At 67.7% G+C, this 15,625-nt stretch carries 14 protein-coding genes; 4 read left to right on the top strand and 10 right to left on the bottom strand.

The genetic code is table 11. The features are described from left to right. Window positions 1–194: 194 nt before the first annotated feature. A complete protein-coding gene (locus RQI43_RS06150) occupies window positions 195–1,733 on the bottom strand; it encodes an ATP-binding protein (RefSeq protein WP_311274581.1) in 1,539 nt (512 codons plus the stop codon). Window positions 1,734–2,001: 268 nt separating this feature from the next. Here RQI43_RS06150 and RQI43_RS06145 point away from each other — a divergent pair, with 268 nt between their 5' ends. The 3 genes from RQI43_RS06145 (at window position 2,002) to RQI43_RS06135 (ending at window position 4,229) form a co-directional block, all read left to right on the top strand. Further along, window positions 2,002–2,208, top strand: a complete 207-nt coding sequence (locus RQI43_RS06145) for a hypothetical protein (protein ID WP_056425674.1) — start codon at window positions 2,002–2,004, stop codon at window positions 2,206–2,208. 21 nt (window positions 2,209–2,229) lie between these two features. Further along, window positions 2,230–2,505, top strand: coding sequence for a hypothetical protein (locus RQI43_RS06140; RefSeq protein ID WP_056425677.1), 276 nt, complete (start codon window positions 2,230–2,232; stop codon window positions 2,503–2,505). Window positions 2,506–2,651: 146 nt separating this feature from the next. Then, on the top strand, window positions 2,652–4,229 hold the full coding sequence (locus tag RQI43_RS06135; protein ID WP_311274580.1) for a calcium-binding protein: 1,578 nt from the start codon (window positions 2,652–2,654) through the stop codon (window positions 4,227–4,229). A 27-nt stretch (window positions 4,230–4,256) separates the two neighbouring features. On the opposite strand, the gene RQI43_RS06130 is transcribed toward RQI43_RS06135, so the two are convergent. The 9 genes from RQI43_RS06130 to RQI43_RS06090 all read right to left on the bottom strand — a co-directional run bounded on the left by RQI43_RS06130 (window position 4,257) and on the right by RQI43_RS06090 (window position 13,987). Beyond that, window positions 4,257–5,249, bottom strand: coding sequence for a P1 family peptidase (locus RQI43_RS06130; protein WP_311274579.1), 993 nt, complete (start codon window positions 5,247–5,249; stop codon window positions 4,257–4,259). Window positions 5,250–5,287: 38 nt separating this feature from the next. Beyond that, window positions 5,288–6,193 (bottom strand): EamA family transporter RarD, encoded by a 906-nt coding sequence (gene rarD / locus RQI43_RS06125; RefSeq protein ID WP_311274578.1) that lies wholly within the window; start codon window positions 6,191–6,193, stop codon window positions 5,288–5,290. 281 nt (window positions 6,194–6,474) lie between these two features. Continuing rightward, on the bottom strand, window positions 6,475–8,514 hold the full coding sequence (locus RQI43_RS06120) for a YgiQ family radical SAM protein (RefSeq protein WP_311274577.1): 2,040 nt from the start codon (window positions 8,512–8,514) through the stop codon (window positions 6,475–6,477). 175 nt (window positions 8,515–8,689) lie between these two features. After that, window positions 8,690–9,085, bottom strand: coding sequence for a hypothetical protein (locus RQI43_RS06115; protein ID WP_056425689.1), 396 nt, complete (start codon window positions 9,083–9,085; stop codon window positions 8,690–8,692). Window positions 9,086–9,219: 134 nt separating this feature from the next. Beyond that, window positions 9,220–9,981 carry an amino acid ABC transporter ATP-binding protein gene (locus RQI43_RS06110; protein ID WP_311274576.1) on the bottom strand — a complete coding sequence of 254 codons (762 nt, stop codon included), beginning with the start codon at window positions 9,979–9,981 and terminating at the stop codon, window positions 9,220–9,222. Continuing rightward, window positions 9,978–11,111 (bottom strand): amino acid ABC transporter permease, encoded by a 1,134-nt coding sequence (locus tag RQI43_RS06105; RefSeq protein ID WP_311274575.1) that lies wholly within the window; start codon window positions 11,109–11,111, stop codon window positions 9,978–9,980. The genes RQI43_RS06110 and RQI43_RS06105 overlap by 4 nt, the downstream gene beginning before the upstream one ends. 2 nt (window positions 11,112–11,113) lie before the next feature. Continuing rightward, complete coding sequence (locus RQI43_RS06100; RefSeq protein ID WP_311274574.1) at window positions 11,114–12,274, bottom strand: ABC transporter permease subunit; 1,161 nt, start codon at window positions 12,272–12,274, stop codon at window positions 11,114–11,116. A 177-nt stretch (window positions 12,275–12,451) separates the two neighbouring features. Then, window positions 12,452–13,459 (bottom strand): amino acid ABC transporter substrate-binding protein, encoded by a 1,008-nt coding sequence (locus RQI43_RS06095; RefSeq protein ID WP_056425700.1) that lies wholly within the window; start codon window positions 13,457–13,459, stop codon window positions 12,452–12,454. Between the two features lie 240 nt (window positions 13,460–13,699). Further along, the gene (locus RQI43_RS06090; protein WP_311274573.1) at window positions 13,700–13,987 is read right to left on the bottom strand and encodes a GIY-YIG nuclease family protein; all 288 of its coding nucleotides are present in this window, start codon (window positions 13,985–13,987) and stop codon (window positions 13,700–13,702) included. A 379-nt stretch (window positions 13,988–14,366) separates the two neighbouring features. On the opposite strand from RQI43_RS06090, the gene metC reads away from it, so the two are divergent. Continuing rightward, complete coding sequence (gene metC, locus RQI43_RS06085; RefSeq protein ID WP_311274572.1) at window positions 14,367–15,554, top strand: cystathionine beta-lyase; 1,188 nt, start codon at window positions 14,367–14,369, stop codon at window positions 15,552–15,554. Window positions 15,555–15,625: the final 71 nt, after the last annotated feature.

Genomic DNA, 15,625 nt, shown 5'->3' with positions numbered 1-15,625 from the left:
TCCTCATCGTCGATTCCGATGCCGACCCACCGGCATCATCGATTCGAGGTCCCAATCCTTGAGCAGGACTGCCCAACCAAGCAACAGAAATTGCCGCCGCACTGTGCAGCATGCTGCCGACAGGCAGAGGACGATCGGCCCCTATCCGGCAGAAATCGAGCGGACCAAGCCTGGTTCGGTGCCGGGAGCGCGGCTCATTCGGCCGCGAACAGCCCCGGCATCTCGGGCGCGACGCTGCCCGGCAGGCTCGCCTTCGGGTCGCCGGGGCCGGTCTCACAGCCGAGCGACGGCAAAGCGATGACGCGGTTGCCGCGAAAATCCATGCGGCAGACGATGGTGCCACGGGTCTCGACATAGGCGAGCAGACGCCGTGCCCGGCCCGGCGAACGGCTTCCGATGGCGCGGGCCAGGGCCTCGTCGCCGGGGCAGGGCTCTCCCGCCAGAGCGGCGCGAGCGAGCAGCAGGAACAGGCCCTGGACTTCGTCGGGCAGGGCGGCGGCGGCGCTTTGCGCCTCCTCCCAGCGCCCGTCGCTGTCGGCCGGGGCGCCTTGCCCGTCGATTCCCGCACGGGCGACGCCGAGGCGGCGGCGGAAGGCGGCGAGAGTGAGGGACTCACCGTCGAGCCCACGCATGCGGCAGCGGACGAGGAAGTCCTGATAGATCACCGCCACCGGCTGACGCCCGGCATCCGGGTCGGTGGCGATGCCCCGCAGGATCTCGTCGAGCCCGGCACGCAGATCTTCCTCGCTCAAGGGCTCGGGCGCCTCGGCGGGTTCGGGCCGGTAGGCACTGAGCTCACGCAGCAGATCGGCCGGGCTGGCGCGCGGTGTCGGAGGGGTGCGCGGAGCCGGGGCCCAGGAGGCAGGGCCGTCCTCGGCCGAGCGGGTGAGGATCAGGGCGCGTAGATCCGCATCGGCGGGGGCGGGGAGCGGCACGAGCTTCGGGGAGCCCGAGCGCGCCGAGGTGGAGACCGGACCGATGCGCAGGGCCAACGGCCGACGGCTCAACGCGGGCCCGAGGGCCACGAATTCGCCGCGCGAGAGGTCGCGGAACCGCTCGGCGCCGCGGCGGTCGAGGCCCAGCAGGTCGGCGGCGCGGGCCATGTCGATATCGAGGAAGGTGCGGCCCATCAGGAAGTTGGTGGCTTCTGCCGCCACGTTTTTCGCGAGCTTGGCGAGGCGCTGCGTCGCGATGATGCCCGCGAGCCCGCGCTTGCGGCCGCGGCACATCAGGTTGGTCATGGCGCCGAGGGAGGCCTTGCGCGCCTCGTCGGAGACGTCGCCGGCCGCGGCCGGTGCGAAGATCTGCGCCTCGTCGACGACGACGAGAACGGGGTGCCAATGGCTGCGCTCGGCCTCGAACAAACCGCCGAGGAAGGCGGCGGCCGCGCGCATCTGTGCCTCCATGTCGAGGCTCTCCAGGGTGAGCACCACGGAGACCCGGTGGGCGCGCACCCGCGCCGCGATGGCCTGGAGATCGCCCTCCCCATGGGCACCATCCACCACCACGTGGCCGTAAGCCTCTGCCAGGGTGACGAAATCGCCTTCGGGATCGATGATGACCTGCTGGACCGAGCCGGCGCTCTGTTCGAGCAGTCGCCGCAGCAGATGCGACTTGCCCGAGCCGGAATTGCCCTGGACCAAGAGACGGGTGGCCAGCAGCTCCTCGAGATCGAGCCGGGCGGGCTCTTCGCCCGGGCCCATGCTCAGCCCCATCTCGATCCCGACCGTCATTCCCGCTCCGCTGTCCCGCAACCCGTCCGCGACGATGGCGACCCTAGCACGAATGGGCTCAGGCGACCTCCCCTGCCCTTCCCACATCCACAGGGACGCTCCACGAGAAGAATAGGCCCATCATCCTAGGACAATTAACTCAGGTCTTTTGTCCTAGTATGATAGCCTTTTCCGAGGGGAACCCCTCGAATGAGCAGTGGGGCGGATGCGTTGCATTTTCCTGCCGGACTCCCTTGCCGGCTCGCCCGGGGCATCTAGTTCGCTTGTGATGAACACCATCCTCGTCGTCGCCCTCGTCTGCGCCTCCACCGTCCAGGCCCCGGATTGCACGCGGGAGACCGCCCTCGACGTGATCACCGGGCAGGCTCACACCCTGCAGGAATGCCTGATGCAGGGGCCGGTCCTCGCGGCCAATGCCGGCCACGGCGCCGACAAGGACAGCTACGTGAAGACCCGCTGCGACCAGCGGCGCTGACATCCGGGAGCGCGACCCCTCATGAGCGACGACGTCAGCCCGGACCGGGCGGTGATGATCCGCCTGCGCGCCCGTCTCGCGGTGGTGGAGCGGGCAGCGTGGTTCGGCTTTGCCGAGGCGATGCGTCGGCAGCCGGAGGAGACCGAGGCCTATATCGCGGCAGAGCGCGCCAAATGCGCCGCCGGCTTCGCCGGGCCGAAATGGGCACGCGACCTCAGCGATGCCGAGCGGGCGATGCTCGGCGCCGAGGTCGATGCCGGGCTGGCGCAGCTGGTGGAGGACGCCAAGGAGGCGTGAGCCTTACGGACCTCCCTCCCCGCGCATCTTCGGGCGCTGCTCATCACGACCAAATCACATTGTCGGTCGATTTGCGGCAAAATCGCAACAGACCGTCGATTTTAAGAGTGTTGCGGAAGAGAATCTCGACTTCCACCTGAAAACCCATGATTGCTCCCCTGATCGACTGGGGAACATCCATGGCCACCGTTCAAGTTGAAGATAACTACTTCGATATTGAAGCAATCCATGGCGCATGGTCCGCAGGATTTCTCAGAAAGACATCGGCCACCAAATATACGCTCTCGCGCGACGATGGCACCTCCTATGGAATGGAACTGGTAGGATCCGGGTTCCAATACACAAAAAGCGGAGACATCAAAGCCGGGACGATCAAGTCGATCAGCCTGATCCACGTCGATGGATCAACGCAATGGACGATGTCGGGACTTTCGCTCAACGCGAATGCCTTTCGTATTGCACTGACCGATTCGAGTTTCGATGATAAGGGGCCGCTCCTCAAGCTGTTCGCCCCCATTGCACTGACCGTCTACGGTGCGTCCCTAGACGATAAGTTCTTCGGCGGCCAAAAGGCCGATACCTTTCTCGGCAGTTTCGGTTCGGATACCTTCGTGGGTGGCTCCGGCAAGGATGCGATCGACGGAGGGATCGGGGATTACGATGTCGTAGACTACAGTCGCGAGTCCGGTGGCAGGGCCATCAAGGTCGATCTCGAGAAGGGCACGGCGACCGATACCTACGGATTCGTGGATTCGATCAAGAACGTCGAGTTGATCATCGGTACGGGCAAGGCCGATTCCTTCAAGGGATCGAAGACGGCGTCCTACGAAGCGTTCAGCGGCGGTGCCGGCGCGGACATCATCAACGGCGGCGGCGGAACCCACAACACGGTCCGGTACGACATCACGGCCTCGACGGGTGTGATCGTCGAACTGGCGGGCAATCCAGATGGGAGCGGCTTTGGACGCTCCCTCTCCCCGCTTGAGGATGACAGGTTGATCGGCATTCAAGATGTCGTGGGAACGAGAAGCGACGATACGATCATCGGCTCCAATGAAAACAACATCTTCTCCGGCCTCGCGGGCGCCGATCATCTCGACGGCGGACGAGGGATCGATACGGTGGATTACTCCCTCGAAACCGGATGGGGCACCGGCGTCAGGGTAAACTTGGAGCAATTGTCCGGCTACGACTTGATGGGAAAAAAGGACGACCTGATTTCTATCGAAAACGTCACCGGATCGGAATTGATAGATTTCATCACGGGCTCCCTGTTCAAGAATACGCTCCTCGGGCTCGACGGCAACGACACGCTTCGAGGCCTTGCGGGAAACGACCGCCTGTCGGGTGGCGATGGAGCCGACATTCTCTTCGGCGGTCTCGGCAAAGACATTCTGACGGGCGGTTCGGGCCACGACACCTTTGTCTTCGATAGCACGCCGAATGCCGTGTCGAACGTCGACCGGATCGTCGACTTTTCCATGTCCGACGACAGGATCAGGCTCGATCACCCTGTCTTTGCCGCCCTCGCGAAGGGCCATCTCACCTCCGACGCCTTCATCATCGGCGCCAAGGCCACCGATGCCGATCATCGGATCCTCTACAATTCCAAGACCGGCGCAGTGTCGTACGATGCCGACGGCAACGGCGGTGCGAGTGCCGTGCAATTCGCCACACTCGACGCGAACCTCAAGCTGACGGCGGACGATTTCTACGTTCTGTAGGAGCGTCGAGAACCACCTCCGGGGACCTCACCCGCCCCACAGGTCCCGCCAGGCGGGCGGCATCGCCAGCCCCGGCAGGCTCGTCGCTGCGTGAATTCCGATCGCCACCGCACGGGCGAGCGTGTCGGCCGCCGCCGCGCCGATGCGGGCGAGGTCCGTGATGGGGTCGGAGAGCGCGACCCGGCCGGTGGAGACCGCGAAGACCGCATCACCGTCGAGCGGGGTATGAACCGGGTGGATCGCCCGCGACAGCCCGTCCTGTGCCATCACCGCGAGGCGGCGGGCCTGGGCCTTGGTCAGGTCCGCGTCGGTGGCGACGATGGCCAGGGTGGTGCTGCTGCCGGGCAGAGCCTCGCGCGGCCAGGTGAAGGCGTCCGCCGGCATCGGATCGGGGAAGCCGAGAGCGCCGAATTCGCCGTTCCGCTCGAAGGGTGCGGCCCAGAAATGCCGCCCCTCCCCCACCGTGACTCGGCCGAAGGCGTTGACGGCCACCAGCGCCCCGACCCGCGCGGGCGTGCCGTCCACCAGGGAGGAAGCCGAGCCGAGGCCGCCCTTGAGGTTGGCCGTGCGCGCGCCGTAGCCCACGCCGACGGTGCCGAGGGCGACATCCTCGGACGCAGCGGCGGCGGCGGCGTAGCCGAGGTCGCGATAAGGCGAGACGCGGCCCCACTCCTTGTCGCCTCCGTTGAGGAGATCGAACAGGATCGCGCCGGGCACGATGGGGACGCGGATGTCGCCAATGGGAAACCCCCTCCCCCTCTCGGCGAGCCAGGCCACGACGCCGGCGCCCGCATCGAGGCCGAAAGTCGAGCCGCCGGAGAGGACCAGGGCGTCGATGCGTTCCACCGTGCGTTCGGGATCGAGGAGGTCGGTCTCGCGGGTGCCCGGCCCACCGCCGCGCACGTCCACCCCGGCCACCACCGGGGCGTCGAACAGGATCGCGGTGGTGCCGCTCGCCACCCGCGCGTCATGGGCGTGGCCGACCCTGATACCGGCGATGTCGGTGATGCGGTTGCGCATCGGAATCCTCCGAATCTCGTGGATCCTCCAAATGTCTCTCAGAACGATCTCATGCCGGGGCGGTCGGGGCCAGCGGCGACGGGTTCCGGCGGCGTCTTGGCCCGCCGCGCGGCGCGGAGGGAATCGGCGGCATAGAGGGCGAGCGCCAGCCAGATCAGGACGAACAGGACCAGTCGATGCGGCTCCAGCCGTTCGCCATAGACGAGGACGCTGAGCCCCAACAGGCAGGAGGGGGCGAGGTATTGCATCAGCCCGAGGGTGGAGAGGGTGAGGCGCTGGGCGGCGGCGGCGAACCAGATCAGCGGCAGGGCAGTGGTGGCGCCGGTGAGGAGCAGGAGGCCGAGCCGGACGGGATCGCCGTTCACCACGGAGGGGGCGGCGAGGGCGAGATAGAGGCCGGCGGCGGGCAGGAGCAGGAAGGTCTCGGCCGCAAAGCCCACCATGGCATCGACGCCCACCACCTTGCGCACCAGCCCGTAGAGCGAAAAACTCGCGGCGAGCGTCAGCGACAGCCAGGGCAGGTGCCCGGCCAGGACCACCGCCAGGATCACGCCGGCGGCGGCGAGCCCCACCGCCACGGCCTGGACCGGCCGCAGCCGCTCGCCGAGAACGAGAGCGCCGAGCGCCACGCTCATCAGCGGATTGATGAAATAGCCCAGACTCGCATCGAGCATGTGCCCGGACTGGACCGCCACGAGGTAGAGCAGCCAGTTGACCGCGATGAGCCCCGCCGAGACGACGAGGAGAAGGTGGCGGCGCCTCAGGGGAAACGGGTTGCGCACCCGCCGGCGCAGGATCGCCAGCAGGGCGACCACGAGCACGCTCGACCAGACGATGCGATGGGCGAGGATGCTGCCGGCCGGCACGGAATCGAGCAGCCGGAAATGCACCGGGACGACGAGGCCCCAGCTCAGATAGGCACCGAGCGCGTAGATCAGACCCACGACGTTCCTCCCCTCCCTTGCGAGGTTGGGACGGGGTTTACACCAAGTCTCGCGGGACGGCTCCGGTGGGGGATCGGGGAGCCGATCTGGATGGAGAGGCCGTTCGGTTCCGCGACGGGATGACCGTGATCGGGAGCGGCAGGGCGGCGATTTCTTGCTCGAAACCTGTCGCCTCTCATCGACCGCTTTGCCCCTTAGCGGCCCCGGGGAAGGTCAGCTTCGGGGCAAAGACCCCTGAAAGCCGCCGTTGGAAGCCTTCAGTTGCCGAACGCACGAGACCGTCACTTCCGCAGCGGCACGCCCTTCGTGGTGAAACGCGGCGCGCCCGGATGGCGCATGGGGCGCGGCTGGCCCTGTCCCTTGCCGGCACCGAGCCCCGTTCCCGGCGGCTGCGAGGACGGAATCAGCTGGTCCGGCCTCGGCCCGATGAGATCGGCCCGGCCCATGGCCCGCAGCGCCTCGCGCAAGATGGGCCAGTTCTCGGGGTCGTGGTAGCGCAGGAACGCCTTGTGCAGCCGGCGCTGCCGCATCCCCTTGATCGCGTCGACGGGCTCGCTGCCGCCGCGCCGCACGCCCTGCAACGGGTTGATCTCGGTGTGATACATGGTCGTGGCCGTCGCCATGGGCGAGGGCAGGAACGTCTGGACCTGATCGGCACGATAGTCGTTCTTCTTGAGCCAGACGGCGAGGTTCATCATGTCCTCGTCGGTCGTGCCCGGATGCGCCGCGATGAAATACGGGATCAGGTAGTATTTCTTGCCGGCCTTCTTGGCGGCGGCGTCGAACATCTCCTTGAAGCGGTCGTAGGTGCCGATCCCCGGCTTCATCATCAGGTCGAGGGGGCCGCGCTCGGTGTGCTCGGGCGCGATCTTGAGACGGCCGCCGACGTGATGGGTCACGAGCTCCTCGACATATTCGGGGCTTCGCACCGCCAGATCGTAGCGCACGCCGGAGGCGACCATCACCTTCTTGACGCCCTCCACCTCGCGGACCTTGCGATAGAGGCGGATCAGGTCGTCGTGCGAGGTGTTGAGGTTCGGGCAGATGTCCGGGAAGACGCAGGACGGCAGGCGGCACGCCGCCTCGATCTTCGGGTCCTTGCACGCCATCCGGTACATGTTGGCCGTGGGTCCACCAACGTCCGAGATCACGCCCGTGAAGCCCGGTGTCTTGTCGCGGATCAGCTCGATCTCGCGCAGGATCGAGTCTTCCGAGCGGTTCTGGATGACGCGGCCCTCGTGCTCGGTGATGGAGCAGAAGGTGCAGCCGCCAAAGCAGCCGCGCATGATCGTCACCGAGAACTTGATCATGTCCCAGGCGGGGATCTTCGCGTCGCCGTAGGAGGGATGGGGGGCGCGGGCGTAGGGCAGGTCGTAGACCGCATCCATCTCCTCGCTGGAGAGCGGGATCGGCGGCGGGTTCAGCCACAGGTCACGGTCGCCGTGGCGCTGGACGAGGGGGCGGGCGTTGCCGGGATTGGCCTCCCGGTGCAGCACCCGCGAGGCACGGGCATAGGCCTCCTTGTCGTCCTTGACCTCGTCATAGGCGGGGAGCCGGATCACGGTCTCGCCGGGACGGCGGGCGGCGGCTTCGTCGGCCGAATCGAGATCGTCGGCGGGCAGCTCGGTGTAATGCTCGGGCACGCGGCGGAACAGGGCGACGCCCCGGACGGAGTCGAGCTCGTGCGGCGCCGCGCCGGCCGCGAGGCGGTTCGCCACCTCGACCACGGCGCGCTCGGCATTGCCGTAGAGCAGAAGGTCGGCCTTCGCGTCCGCCAGGATCGAGCGGCGCACCTTGTCGGACCAGTAATCGTAATGGGCGATGCGGCGCAGGGACGCCTCGATGCCGCCGAGGACGATCGGCACATCCTTGTAGGCCTCGCGGCAGCGCTGCGTGTAGACGATTGTGCAGCGGTCCGGGCGGGCGCCGCCTTGTCCGCCCGCCGTGTAGGCGTCGTCGCTTCGCAGGCGACGGTCCGCCGTGTAGCGGTTCACCATCGAATCGAGATTGCCGCCGGTGACGCCGAAGAACACATTCGGCCGGCCGAGCGCCTTGAACGGCTCCGCCGATTGCCAGTCGGGCTGGGCGATGATGCCGACCCGGAACCCTTGCGATTCGAGCAGCCGGCCGATGATCGCCATGCCGAAGCTCGGATGATCGACATAGGCGTCCCCCGTCACCAGGACGATGTCGCAGGCATCCCACCCGAGCGCGTCCATCTCGGCGCGGCACATGGGCAGGAACGGCGCCGCCTTCCGGAGAGGCTGCAGGTTGCAGGCGAGGGGAGCCACGGATCGACTCGGGGAAGCTTGAAGGTCCATGGGGTCCGTGCATAGACCGCCCGGGCCGCAAGCTCAACGAAAGGTCGAATTCGAATAAGAGGCCTTCCAAAAACCATCGGCGGCTCGAGATGGGTGGCGAGCCGCTTACCCGGCCCGAATTGCTGCCGGCCGCTTCACACCTCGCTCCGCCTCCCGAGGAACGGGTGGCCCCCGATCACCGCCGTGGCGGGGTGATCGGGTCGCCGCGCAGAAGGGCGTTGAGGCGTTCGGTGTCGAAGCCGTCCGTGGCCTTCGGCTTGGCCGGGACGGGTTTCGCGGAAGCGGTCTTGGTCACCGGGGGCTTGCCCGCCGAGGAGGCGGAGGGCTTTGCCGAGGCGGGCTTCGCGCCCGTCGGACGGGGGGCCACCGGGCCTGTGGTGGAGAGGACGCCCGGCTGGAGCAGGGTCGGGATCGAGCCGGTATCCTGAGGCTCGCTCACAATCGGAGCCTGCACCATCTGTGGCGCGGGCGCCGCCGGAAGATGGGCCAGCCGGTCGGCGCTGACGAATCCGATCGCCAGGATGCTCAGCCCAAAGACGCTGCCGATGACGAGGAAGCGCAAGATACGCACGCGATACGCTTTCTACAAATACTCAACACCTTGATCACCGGTTTTAAACCAAGGCCGTTAACGAACCCGAGCATCGGCGGGCGGCCGGACCGTGCCATTTTCTGACCCTTTCTCATGTCGCTGGCAGGAGACGGTCACAGGATCTGGCTGAGGAAGGCTTGTGTCCGGGAATGCCGGGGCCTGTCGAAGAAATCGGCCGGCGGAGCGGTCTCGATGATCTGGCCCTCGTCCATGAACACCACGCGGTCGGCGATCTCGCGGGCGAAGCCCATCTCGTGGGTGACGCAGAGCATGGTCATGCCGCCGCGCGCCAGCTCGGCCATGGTGTCGAGAACCTCCTTCACCATTTCCGGGTCGAGGGCCGAGGTCGGCTCGTCGAACAGCATCACCTTCGGGCTCATGCACAAAGCGCGGGCGATCGCCACCCGCTGCTGCTGCCCGCCCGAGAGCTGGCCGGGAAACTTCCCCGCCAGCTGCGGGATGCGGACGCGCTCAAGATACTCCATCGCCAGTTTCTCGGCCGCCGCCCGGCCCATCCGCTTCACGTGGATGGGGGCGAGCGTACAATTCTCCAGCACGGTGAGATGGGCGAACAGGTTGAAGTGCTGGAACACCATGCCGACCTCGCGGCGCACGGCGTCCACGCTCGCCTGCGCGCCGGTGAGTTCGATCCCGTCCACCCGGATCGTGCCCTGCTGATGCGCCTCGAGCCCGTTGACGCAGCGGATCAGGGTCGATTTGCCCGAGCCCGAGGGGCCGCAGATCACGATCTTCTCGGCCTTCGCCACCGTGAGGTCGACGTCGCGCAGGACGTGGTGGGCGCCGAACCACTTGTTGACGCCGGAGAGCGCGACGGCGGGGGAGGTCTGCGGTGCCTTCAAGGATTCACTCGTCATCGTCTCTCCCCCGCCGCGAGGCGGCGCTCGATGAATCCGGCATAGCGCGCCATGCCGAAGCAGACGGCGAAATAGACGAGGGCGGCGAAGATGTAGGCGGTGGCCGGGATGGTGGCAGCCGACCAGCGCGGATCGGCGCGCGAGGCTTCCAGCACGCGGATGAAATCGCTGATGCCGACGATGGAGACCAGGGTGGTGTCCTTGAACAGGCCGATCATCGTGTTGACGATGCCGGGCAGAGCCACCTTCAGGGCCTGGGGCAGGATGACGAGGCGCAGCGCCTGGCCCCGGCCGAGGCCGAGCGCCGCCGCCGCTTCGGCCTGCCCCTTCGGCACGGTCTGCAGCCCGCCGCGCACCACCTCGGCCATGTAGGCGGAGGCGAAGAGCGCGATGCCGACGAGCGGCCGCAGCAAGCGGTCCACGGTGATGTCGCCGGGCAGGAACAGCGGCAGCATCACGTTGGCCATGAACAGCACCGTGATCAGCGGCACGCCACGCCAGAACTCGATGAAGGCGGTGGAGAGCACGCGCACCACCGGCATGGTCGAGCGCCGCCCCAGCGCCAGCAGGATGCCGAGCGGCAGGGAGACGACGATGCCCACCGTAGCCACCACCACGGTGACGAGGAAGCCGCCCCACAACCCCGTCGCGACGGTCGTCAGCCCGAGGGACGGTGCGCCGGAGAGGAGCAGGTAGGCCAGGACCGGGAAGATCAGGAAGGCGAAGAGCGCGCCGAGATCGCGCCGGGGCGCCCCGAGCCAGAGCATCCATCCGGCGGCGAAGGCCAGCAGCGCGACGGCGAAGTTCGGGCGCCAGCGCTCGGCGGCGGGGTAGGAGCCATAGGCGAGGTAGTTGATCTTGTCGGCGATGAAGGCCCAGCAGGCCCCCACCGGCCGCCCCGCCACTTCCGGCCGGCAGGCATCGCCCGATGCGCCGGTCCAGACCGCATCGATGACGAGGAAGCGGATCGCGATGGGCAGCAGCCAGGCGAGCAATCCCAGGATCAGTAGGGTGGTGAGCCCGTTGGCGAAGCTCGAGAACAGGTTCCGGCGCAGCCAGCCCAGCGGTCCGCCGACGGTGGCGGGCGGCGGGCGCGAGGCGACGAGATCGGCGCGGACGAATCCCTCCATCCTCAGCGCTCCACCATGGTCACGCGGCGATTGTAGAGGTTCATCAGGAAGGCCGTGGCGAGGCTGAGCGTGAGGTAGACCGCCATGGTGATCGCCACCACCTCCACCGCCTGGTTGGTCTGGTTGAGCACGGTGCCCATGAAGACGTGGACGAGGTCGGGATAGCCGATCAGCACGGCCAGCGACGAGTTCTTGGTGACGTTGAGATACTGGCTGGTGAGCGGCGGCACGATCGCCCGCATCGCCTGCGGGACCACCACGAGACGCAAGCTCTGGCCCCGGCTCAATCCCAGGGCGGAGGCCGCCTCCCCCTGCCCCCGCGCCACACTGGAGAGGCCGGCCCGCACGATCTCGGCGATGAAGGCGGCGGTGTAGGTGGAGAGCCCGAGGACCAGGGCGGCGAATTCCGGCAAGATCGGCAGGCCGCCCTCGACATCGTAGGGACCGCGCGCCGGCCAATCGACCGCGACCGGATGACCGGCCAGCGCCAGGCCGATCCAGGCGAGACCCGGCAGGAGGATCGTGAGGGCGAGCCCCGGTAGCCAGGCCCGGACCGGAGGCAGGCCGGTCTCGGCCGCGCGGCGCGCCCGCCGCCGCAGGAGCGACAGGGCGGCAATGCCGGCGAGGAAAGCGATCGGCACCAGCCAGGCGGCGCCTGAGAATTCGGGGCTCGGCAGGACGAGACCACGCTGCGAGACGAAGGCGCCCCCCAGGCTCGCAGGAGCCTCGGCCGAGGGCAGGGCCACCCGCACGGCCACGTACCAGACGAGGAGCTGCAGCAGCAGCGGCACGTTGCGGACCGCCTCCACATAGGCGGAGGCCAGCCCGCGCGCGAGGAGGTTCGGCGACAGCCGGGCGATGCCCACCACGAAGCCGATCAGCGTGGCGAGCACGATGCCCAGCGCCGCGGCGAGCAGCGTGTTGCAGAGCCCGACGAAGAACGCATCGAGATAGGTCGAGGTCGCCGCCGCGTAGGGGATCAGCCGCTGGCCGATGTCGAACCCGGCATTGCGCGACAGGAAGCCGAACCCGGCGACGATGCCCTGTTTGGCGAGCTTCTGCGCGGCGTTGCCGGCGGCGAGATAGACGAGGCCGGCGACGGCGAGCGCCAGGAGGATCTGGAGCGCGAGGGCACGCAGGGAGGTCTTTCGGGATTCAGCCATGACGGCATCCTCCACGCGCAACCCCTCTCCCCCCTGCGGGAGAGGGTGGCCTTCGCGTCAGCGAAGGTCGGGTGAGGGGAGCGCCCTCTCCGGAAAGACCTGTGCCGGCCCCTCTCCCGCCCGCTCCGCGGGCACCCTCCCCCGCGAAGGGGGGAGGGTCTTGCTCCCACACGCCCCTCACCGGATCGGAGGCCCGTATTGCAGGCCGCCCTGGTTCCAGAGGCCATTCAGGCCGCGCGGGATCTTCAGCGGTGTCTGCGCGCCGACATTGCGCTCGAAGGAATCGCCGTAATTGCCCACATGGCGGACGATCCGGTAGGCCCAATCGGTGGTGAGACCGAGGCCCTCGCCGTATTTGCCCTCGAGGCCGAGAATGCGCTTCGCGTCGGGGCTGAGCGCCGATCGGCGCATCTCCTCGACATTGGCCTGACCGATCCCCGCCTCCTCGGCGTCGATCATGGCGTAATGGGTCCAGGCGACGAGATCGCGCCATTGGTCGTCGCCCTGACGCACGCCGGGGGCGAACGGCTCCTTCGAGATCGCCTCGTCGAGGATGACGTGCTCGTCCGGATGCGCCGTCTTCAGGCGCTCGCCGTAGAGGGAGGATTTGTCGGTGGAATAGGCGTCGCAGCGGCCGGATTCGTAGGCGCCCAGCGTCTGCTCGCTATTGGCGAAGGTGACGACCTTGTAGGTCAGCCCCCGCGTGCGGAACCAATCGGCGAGGTTGAGCTCGGTGGTGGTGCCCTGCTGCAGGCAGATCGTCGCCCGGTCGAGCTGTTTCACCGACGTGATGGCGAGGGACTTTCGCACCAGGAACCCCTGCCCGTCATAGAAGGTGATGACCGGAAAGTTCATGGCGGCGGTGTCGCGGGACAGGGTCCAGGTGGTGTTGCGCGACAGGACGTCGATCTCGCCCGATTGCAGGGCGGTGAAGCGCGCGGCCGAGGATTGCGGGATGAACCGCACCTTGGCCGGATCGTCGAAGATCGCCGCCGCCAGCGCCCGGCAGAAATCCACGTCGAGCCCGCGCCACTGGCCCTGGCTGTCCGGAATGCTGAACCCCGCGACCCCGCCGCTGACGCCGCAGACGAGATGCCCCCGCGCCTTCACCTGGGCGAGGGTGCCTTGGGCGAGGGAAGGAGACGCGGTGAGGATGGCGAGGAGCGGGATCGAGACCAGTCGCATCCGCGCATTGCAGAGGATCGGCCGCCGCGGTCAAGCCGCCGCCCTCACCACCGTCATCCCGGGGCCGCATAGCGGAGCCCGGGATCCAGACACACATCCGTTGCGAGGATGGATCGCGATCATGCGGCCGCGTCAGCGCTGATTCCAACATCCGTCGCGACTCTGGATTCCGGGCTCGCCTTCGGCGACCCGGAATGACGGAGTGAGTCGTGACATCCGTACTGCTGGCCGCACGTTACGTCAGAGAGCTAAGCTCGCCGTCAGATCGGACCAATCCGGGTTGACCTCCTCGATCAATCGGATCTTCCAATCACGCCGCCAGGTCTTGAGCGATTTCTCGCGCTGGATCGCCTCCACGACCTGATCGTAGCTCTCGTACCAGACGAGGCGATCAACATTGTAGCGCGCGGTGAAACCGGGTTGCCGCTTCGTCTTGTGCTCGTGCACGCCGCGCACGAGATTGTTCGTGACGCCAATATACAGCGTGCCGTGACGACCGCTGGCGAGCATGTAGACAGCAAAGGACATGAGCCGCATCGAGGCGAATGGACGGTTCCACGATGGATCGAACGTGCGGCTGAGTCAGCGCTGATTCTGCCATCCATCTCGGCCGTGGATTCCGGGCTCGCCTCGGGCGACCCGGAATGACGGGGTAGGGCATGACATCCGCAACGTCATCCCGGGGCCGCGCAGCGGAGCCCGGGATCCAGACGCACATCCGTTGCGAGGATGGATCGCGATCATGCGGCCGCGTCAGCGTTGATTCCAACATCCGTCGCGACTCTGGATTCCGGGCTCGCCTTCGGCGACCCGGAATGACGGTGGGCTTAGGCAGCGCGAGGTTGACGCGTCGTCTCCCGCGAGGCTCAGGTTGCGGCGCAACCGCCCTCCCCGCATACGGGTTTCCATGTCGAACACCCCTCCCCGCGATCCCGCCCGCTTCGGCCCGGCCACACGCCTCGTCCATGCGGGGCGCGATCCGTCCGCGCAGCATGGCTTCGTCAACACGCCGATCTATCGCGGCTCGACGGTGCTGTTCCCGACCTATGACGACCTGCAGCACCGGCGCGGGCGCTATGATTACGGCACCAGCGGCTCGCCGACGATGGATTCGCTCACCCAGGCCTGGAGCGAGCTCGCCGGGGCGGCGGGTACGGTGCTGACACCCTCGGGCCTGGCCGCCCTCACGGTCGCCCTGATGAGCGTGGTGAGCGCGGGCAACCATCTCCTCGTCACCGACAGTGCCTACCGCCCCACCCGCATCTTCTGCGACGGCGTGCTGAAGCGCTTCGGCGTGGAGGTGACCTATTACGATCCCCTCGTCGGCGCCGGCATCGGCGCTCTGATGCAAACGAACACCAAGGCGGTGCTGGTGGAGGCGCCGGGCTCGCAGAGCTTCGAGATGCAGGACGTGCCGGCCATCGCGGAGGTCGCCCATGCGCATGGCGCTGCCGTCATCATGGACAATACCTGGGCGACGCCGCTGTTCTTCCCGCCGCATGAGCGGGGCGTCGACATCGCCGTGGAGGCGGGAACCAAATATCTCAGCGGCGGCTCGGACCTGCTCCTCGGCCTCACCTCGGCCAACGAACGATACTGGCCGGCGCTCCACCGCACCTTCGAGCATTTCGCCATGTGCGCCGGGCCGGAGGATGCGTTCCTGGCGCTGCGCGGCCTGCGCACCATGAACCTGCGCCTGCGCGAGCACGAGCGCCAGGGCCTCGCCATGGCGCGCTGGCTGCAGGCGCGGCCGGAAGTGCTGCGGGTGCTCCATCCGGCCCTGCCGGAGGATCCCGGCCACGCCATCTGGAAGCGGGACTTCTCCGGGTCGTCCGGCCTGTTCGGAGTGGTCCTCAAACCGGCTCCGGCGAACGCCGTGGCGGCGATGCTCGACGGGCTCGAACTGTTCGGGATGGGCTTTTCCTGGGGCGGCTTCGAGAGCCTCGTCATCCCGTTCGATTGCCGGACCTACCGCACCGCCACGCGCTGGGAGCCGGGCGGACCGGGTTTGCGCTTCCATATCGGCCTCGAGGAGATTTCGGATTTGCAGGCCGATCTCGATGCCGGGTTTTCGCGGTTACGCGCAGCGATGTGAGGCGCTCTTCGTAAGACACGGCGCACCGTCATCCCGGGTCGCCAAAGGCGAGCCCGGGATCCAGAGCCGCT

It is taken from the genome of Methylobacterium sp. WCS2018Hpa-22, from assembly GCF_031843785.1.
In the GTDB taxonomy this organism is placed as follows: Bacteria; Pseudomonadota; Alphaproteobacteria; order Rhizobiales; family Beijerinckiaceae; genus Methylobacterium.
This window is presented reverse-complemented; position numbering and strand designations above follow the sequence as displayed.

Excerpts from the sequence above, each read along its gene's own strand:
- RQI43_RS06100 (WP_311274574.1), bottom strand. The coding sequence starts at position 12,274 with ATGGCTGAATCCCGAAAGACCTCCCTGCGTGCCCTCGCGCTCCAGATC.
- RQI43_RS06150 (WP_311274581.1), bottom strand. The coding sequence starts at position 1,733 with ATGACGGTCGGGATCGAGATGGGGCTGAGCATGGGCCCGGGCGAAGAG.
- RQI43_RS06105 (WP_311274575.1), bottom strand. The coding sequence starts at position 11,111 with ATGGAGGGATTCGTCCGCGCCGATCTCGTCGCCTCGCGCCCGCCGCCC.
- RQI43_RS06120 (WP_311274577.1), bottom strand. The coding sequence starts at position 8,514 with ATGGACCTTCAAGCTTCCCCGAGTCGATCCGTGGCTCCCCTCGCCTGC.
- RQI43_RS06145 (WP_056425674.1), top strand. The coding sequence starts at position 2,002 with ATGAACACCATCCTCGTCGTCGCCCTCGTCTGCGCCTCCACCGTCCAG.
- RQI43_RS06130 (WP_311274579.1), bottom strand. The coding sequence starts at position 5,249 with ATGCGCAACCGCATCACCGACATCGCCGGTATCAGGGTCGGCCACGCC.
- RQI43_RS06090 (WP_311274573.1), bottom strand. The coding sequence starts at position 13,987 with ATGTCCTTTGCTGTCTACATGCTCGCCAGCGGTCGTCACGGCACGCTG.
- RQI43_RS06140 (WP_056425677.1), top strand. The coding sequence starts at position 2,230 with ATGAGCGACGACGTCAGCCCGGACCGGGCGGTGATGATCCGCCTGCGC.
- RQI43_RS06095 (WP_056425700.1), bottom strand. The coding sequence starts at position 13,459 with ATGCGACTGGTCTCGATCCCGCTCCTCGCCATCCTCACCGCGTCTCCT.
- RQI43_RS06110 (WP_311274576.1), bottom strand. The coding sequence starts at position 9,981 with ATGACGAGTGAATCCTTGAAGGCACCGCAGACCTCCCCCGCCGTCGCG.
- metC (WP_311274572.1), top strand. The coding sequence starts at position 14,367 with ATGTCGAACACCCCTCCCCGCGATCCCGCCCGCTTCGGCCCGGCCACA.
- RQI43_RS06135 (WP_311274580.1), top strand. The coding sequence starts at position 2,652 with ATGATTGCTCCCCTGATCGACTGGGGAACATCCATGGCCACCGTTCAA.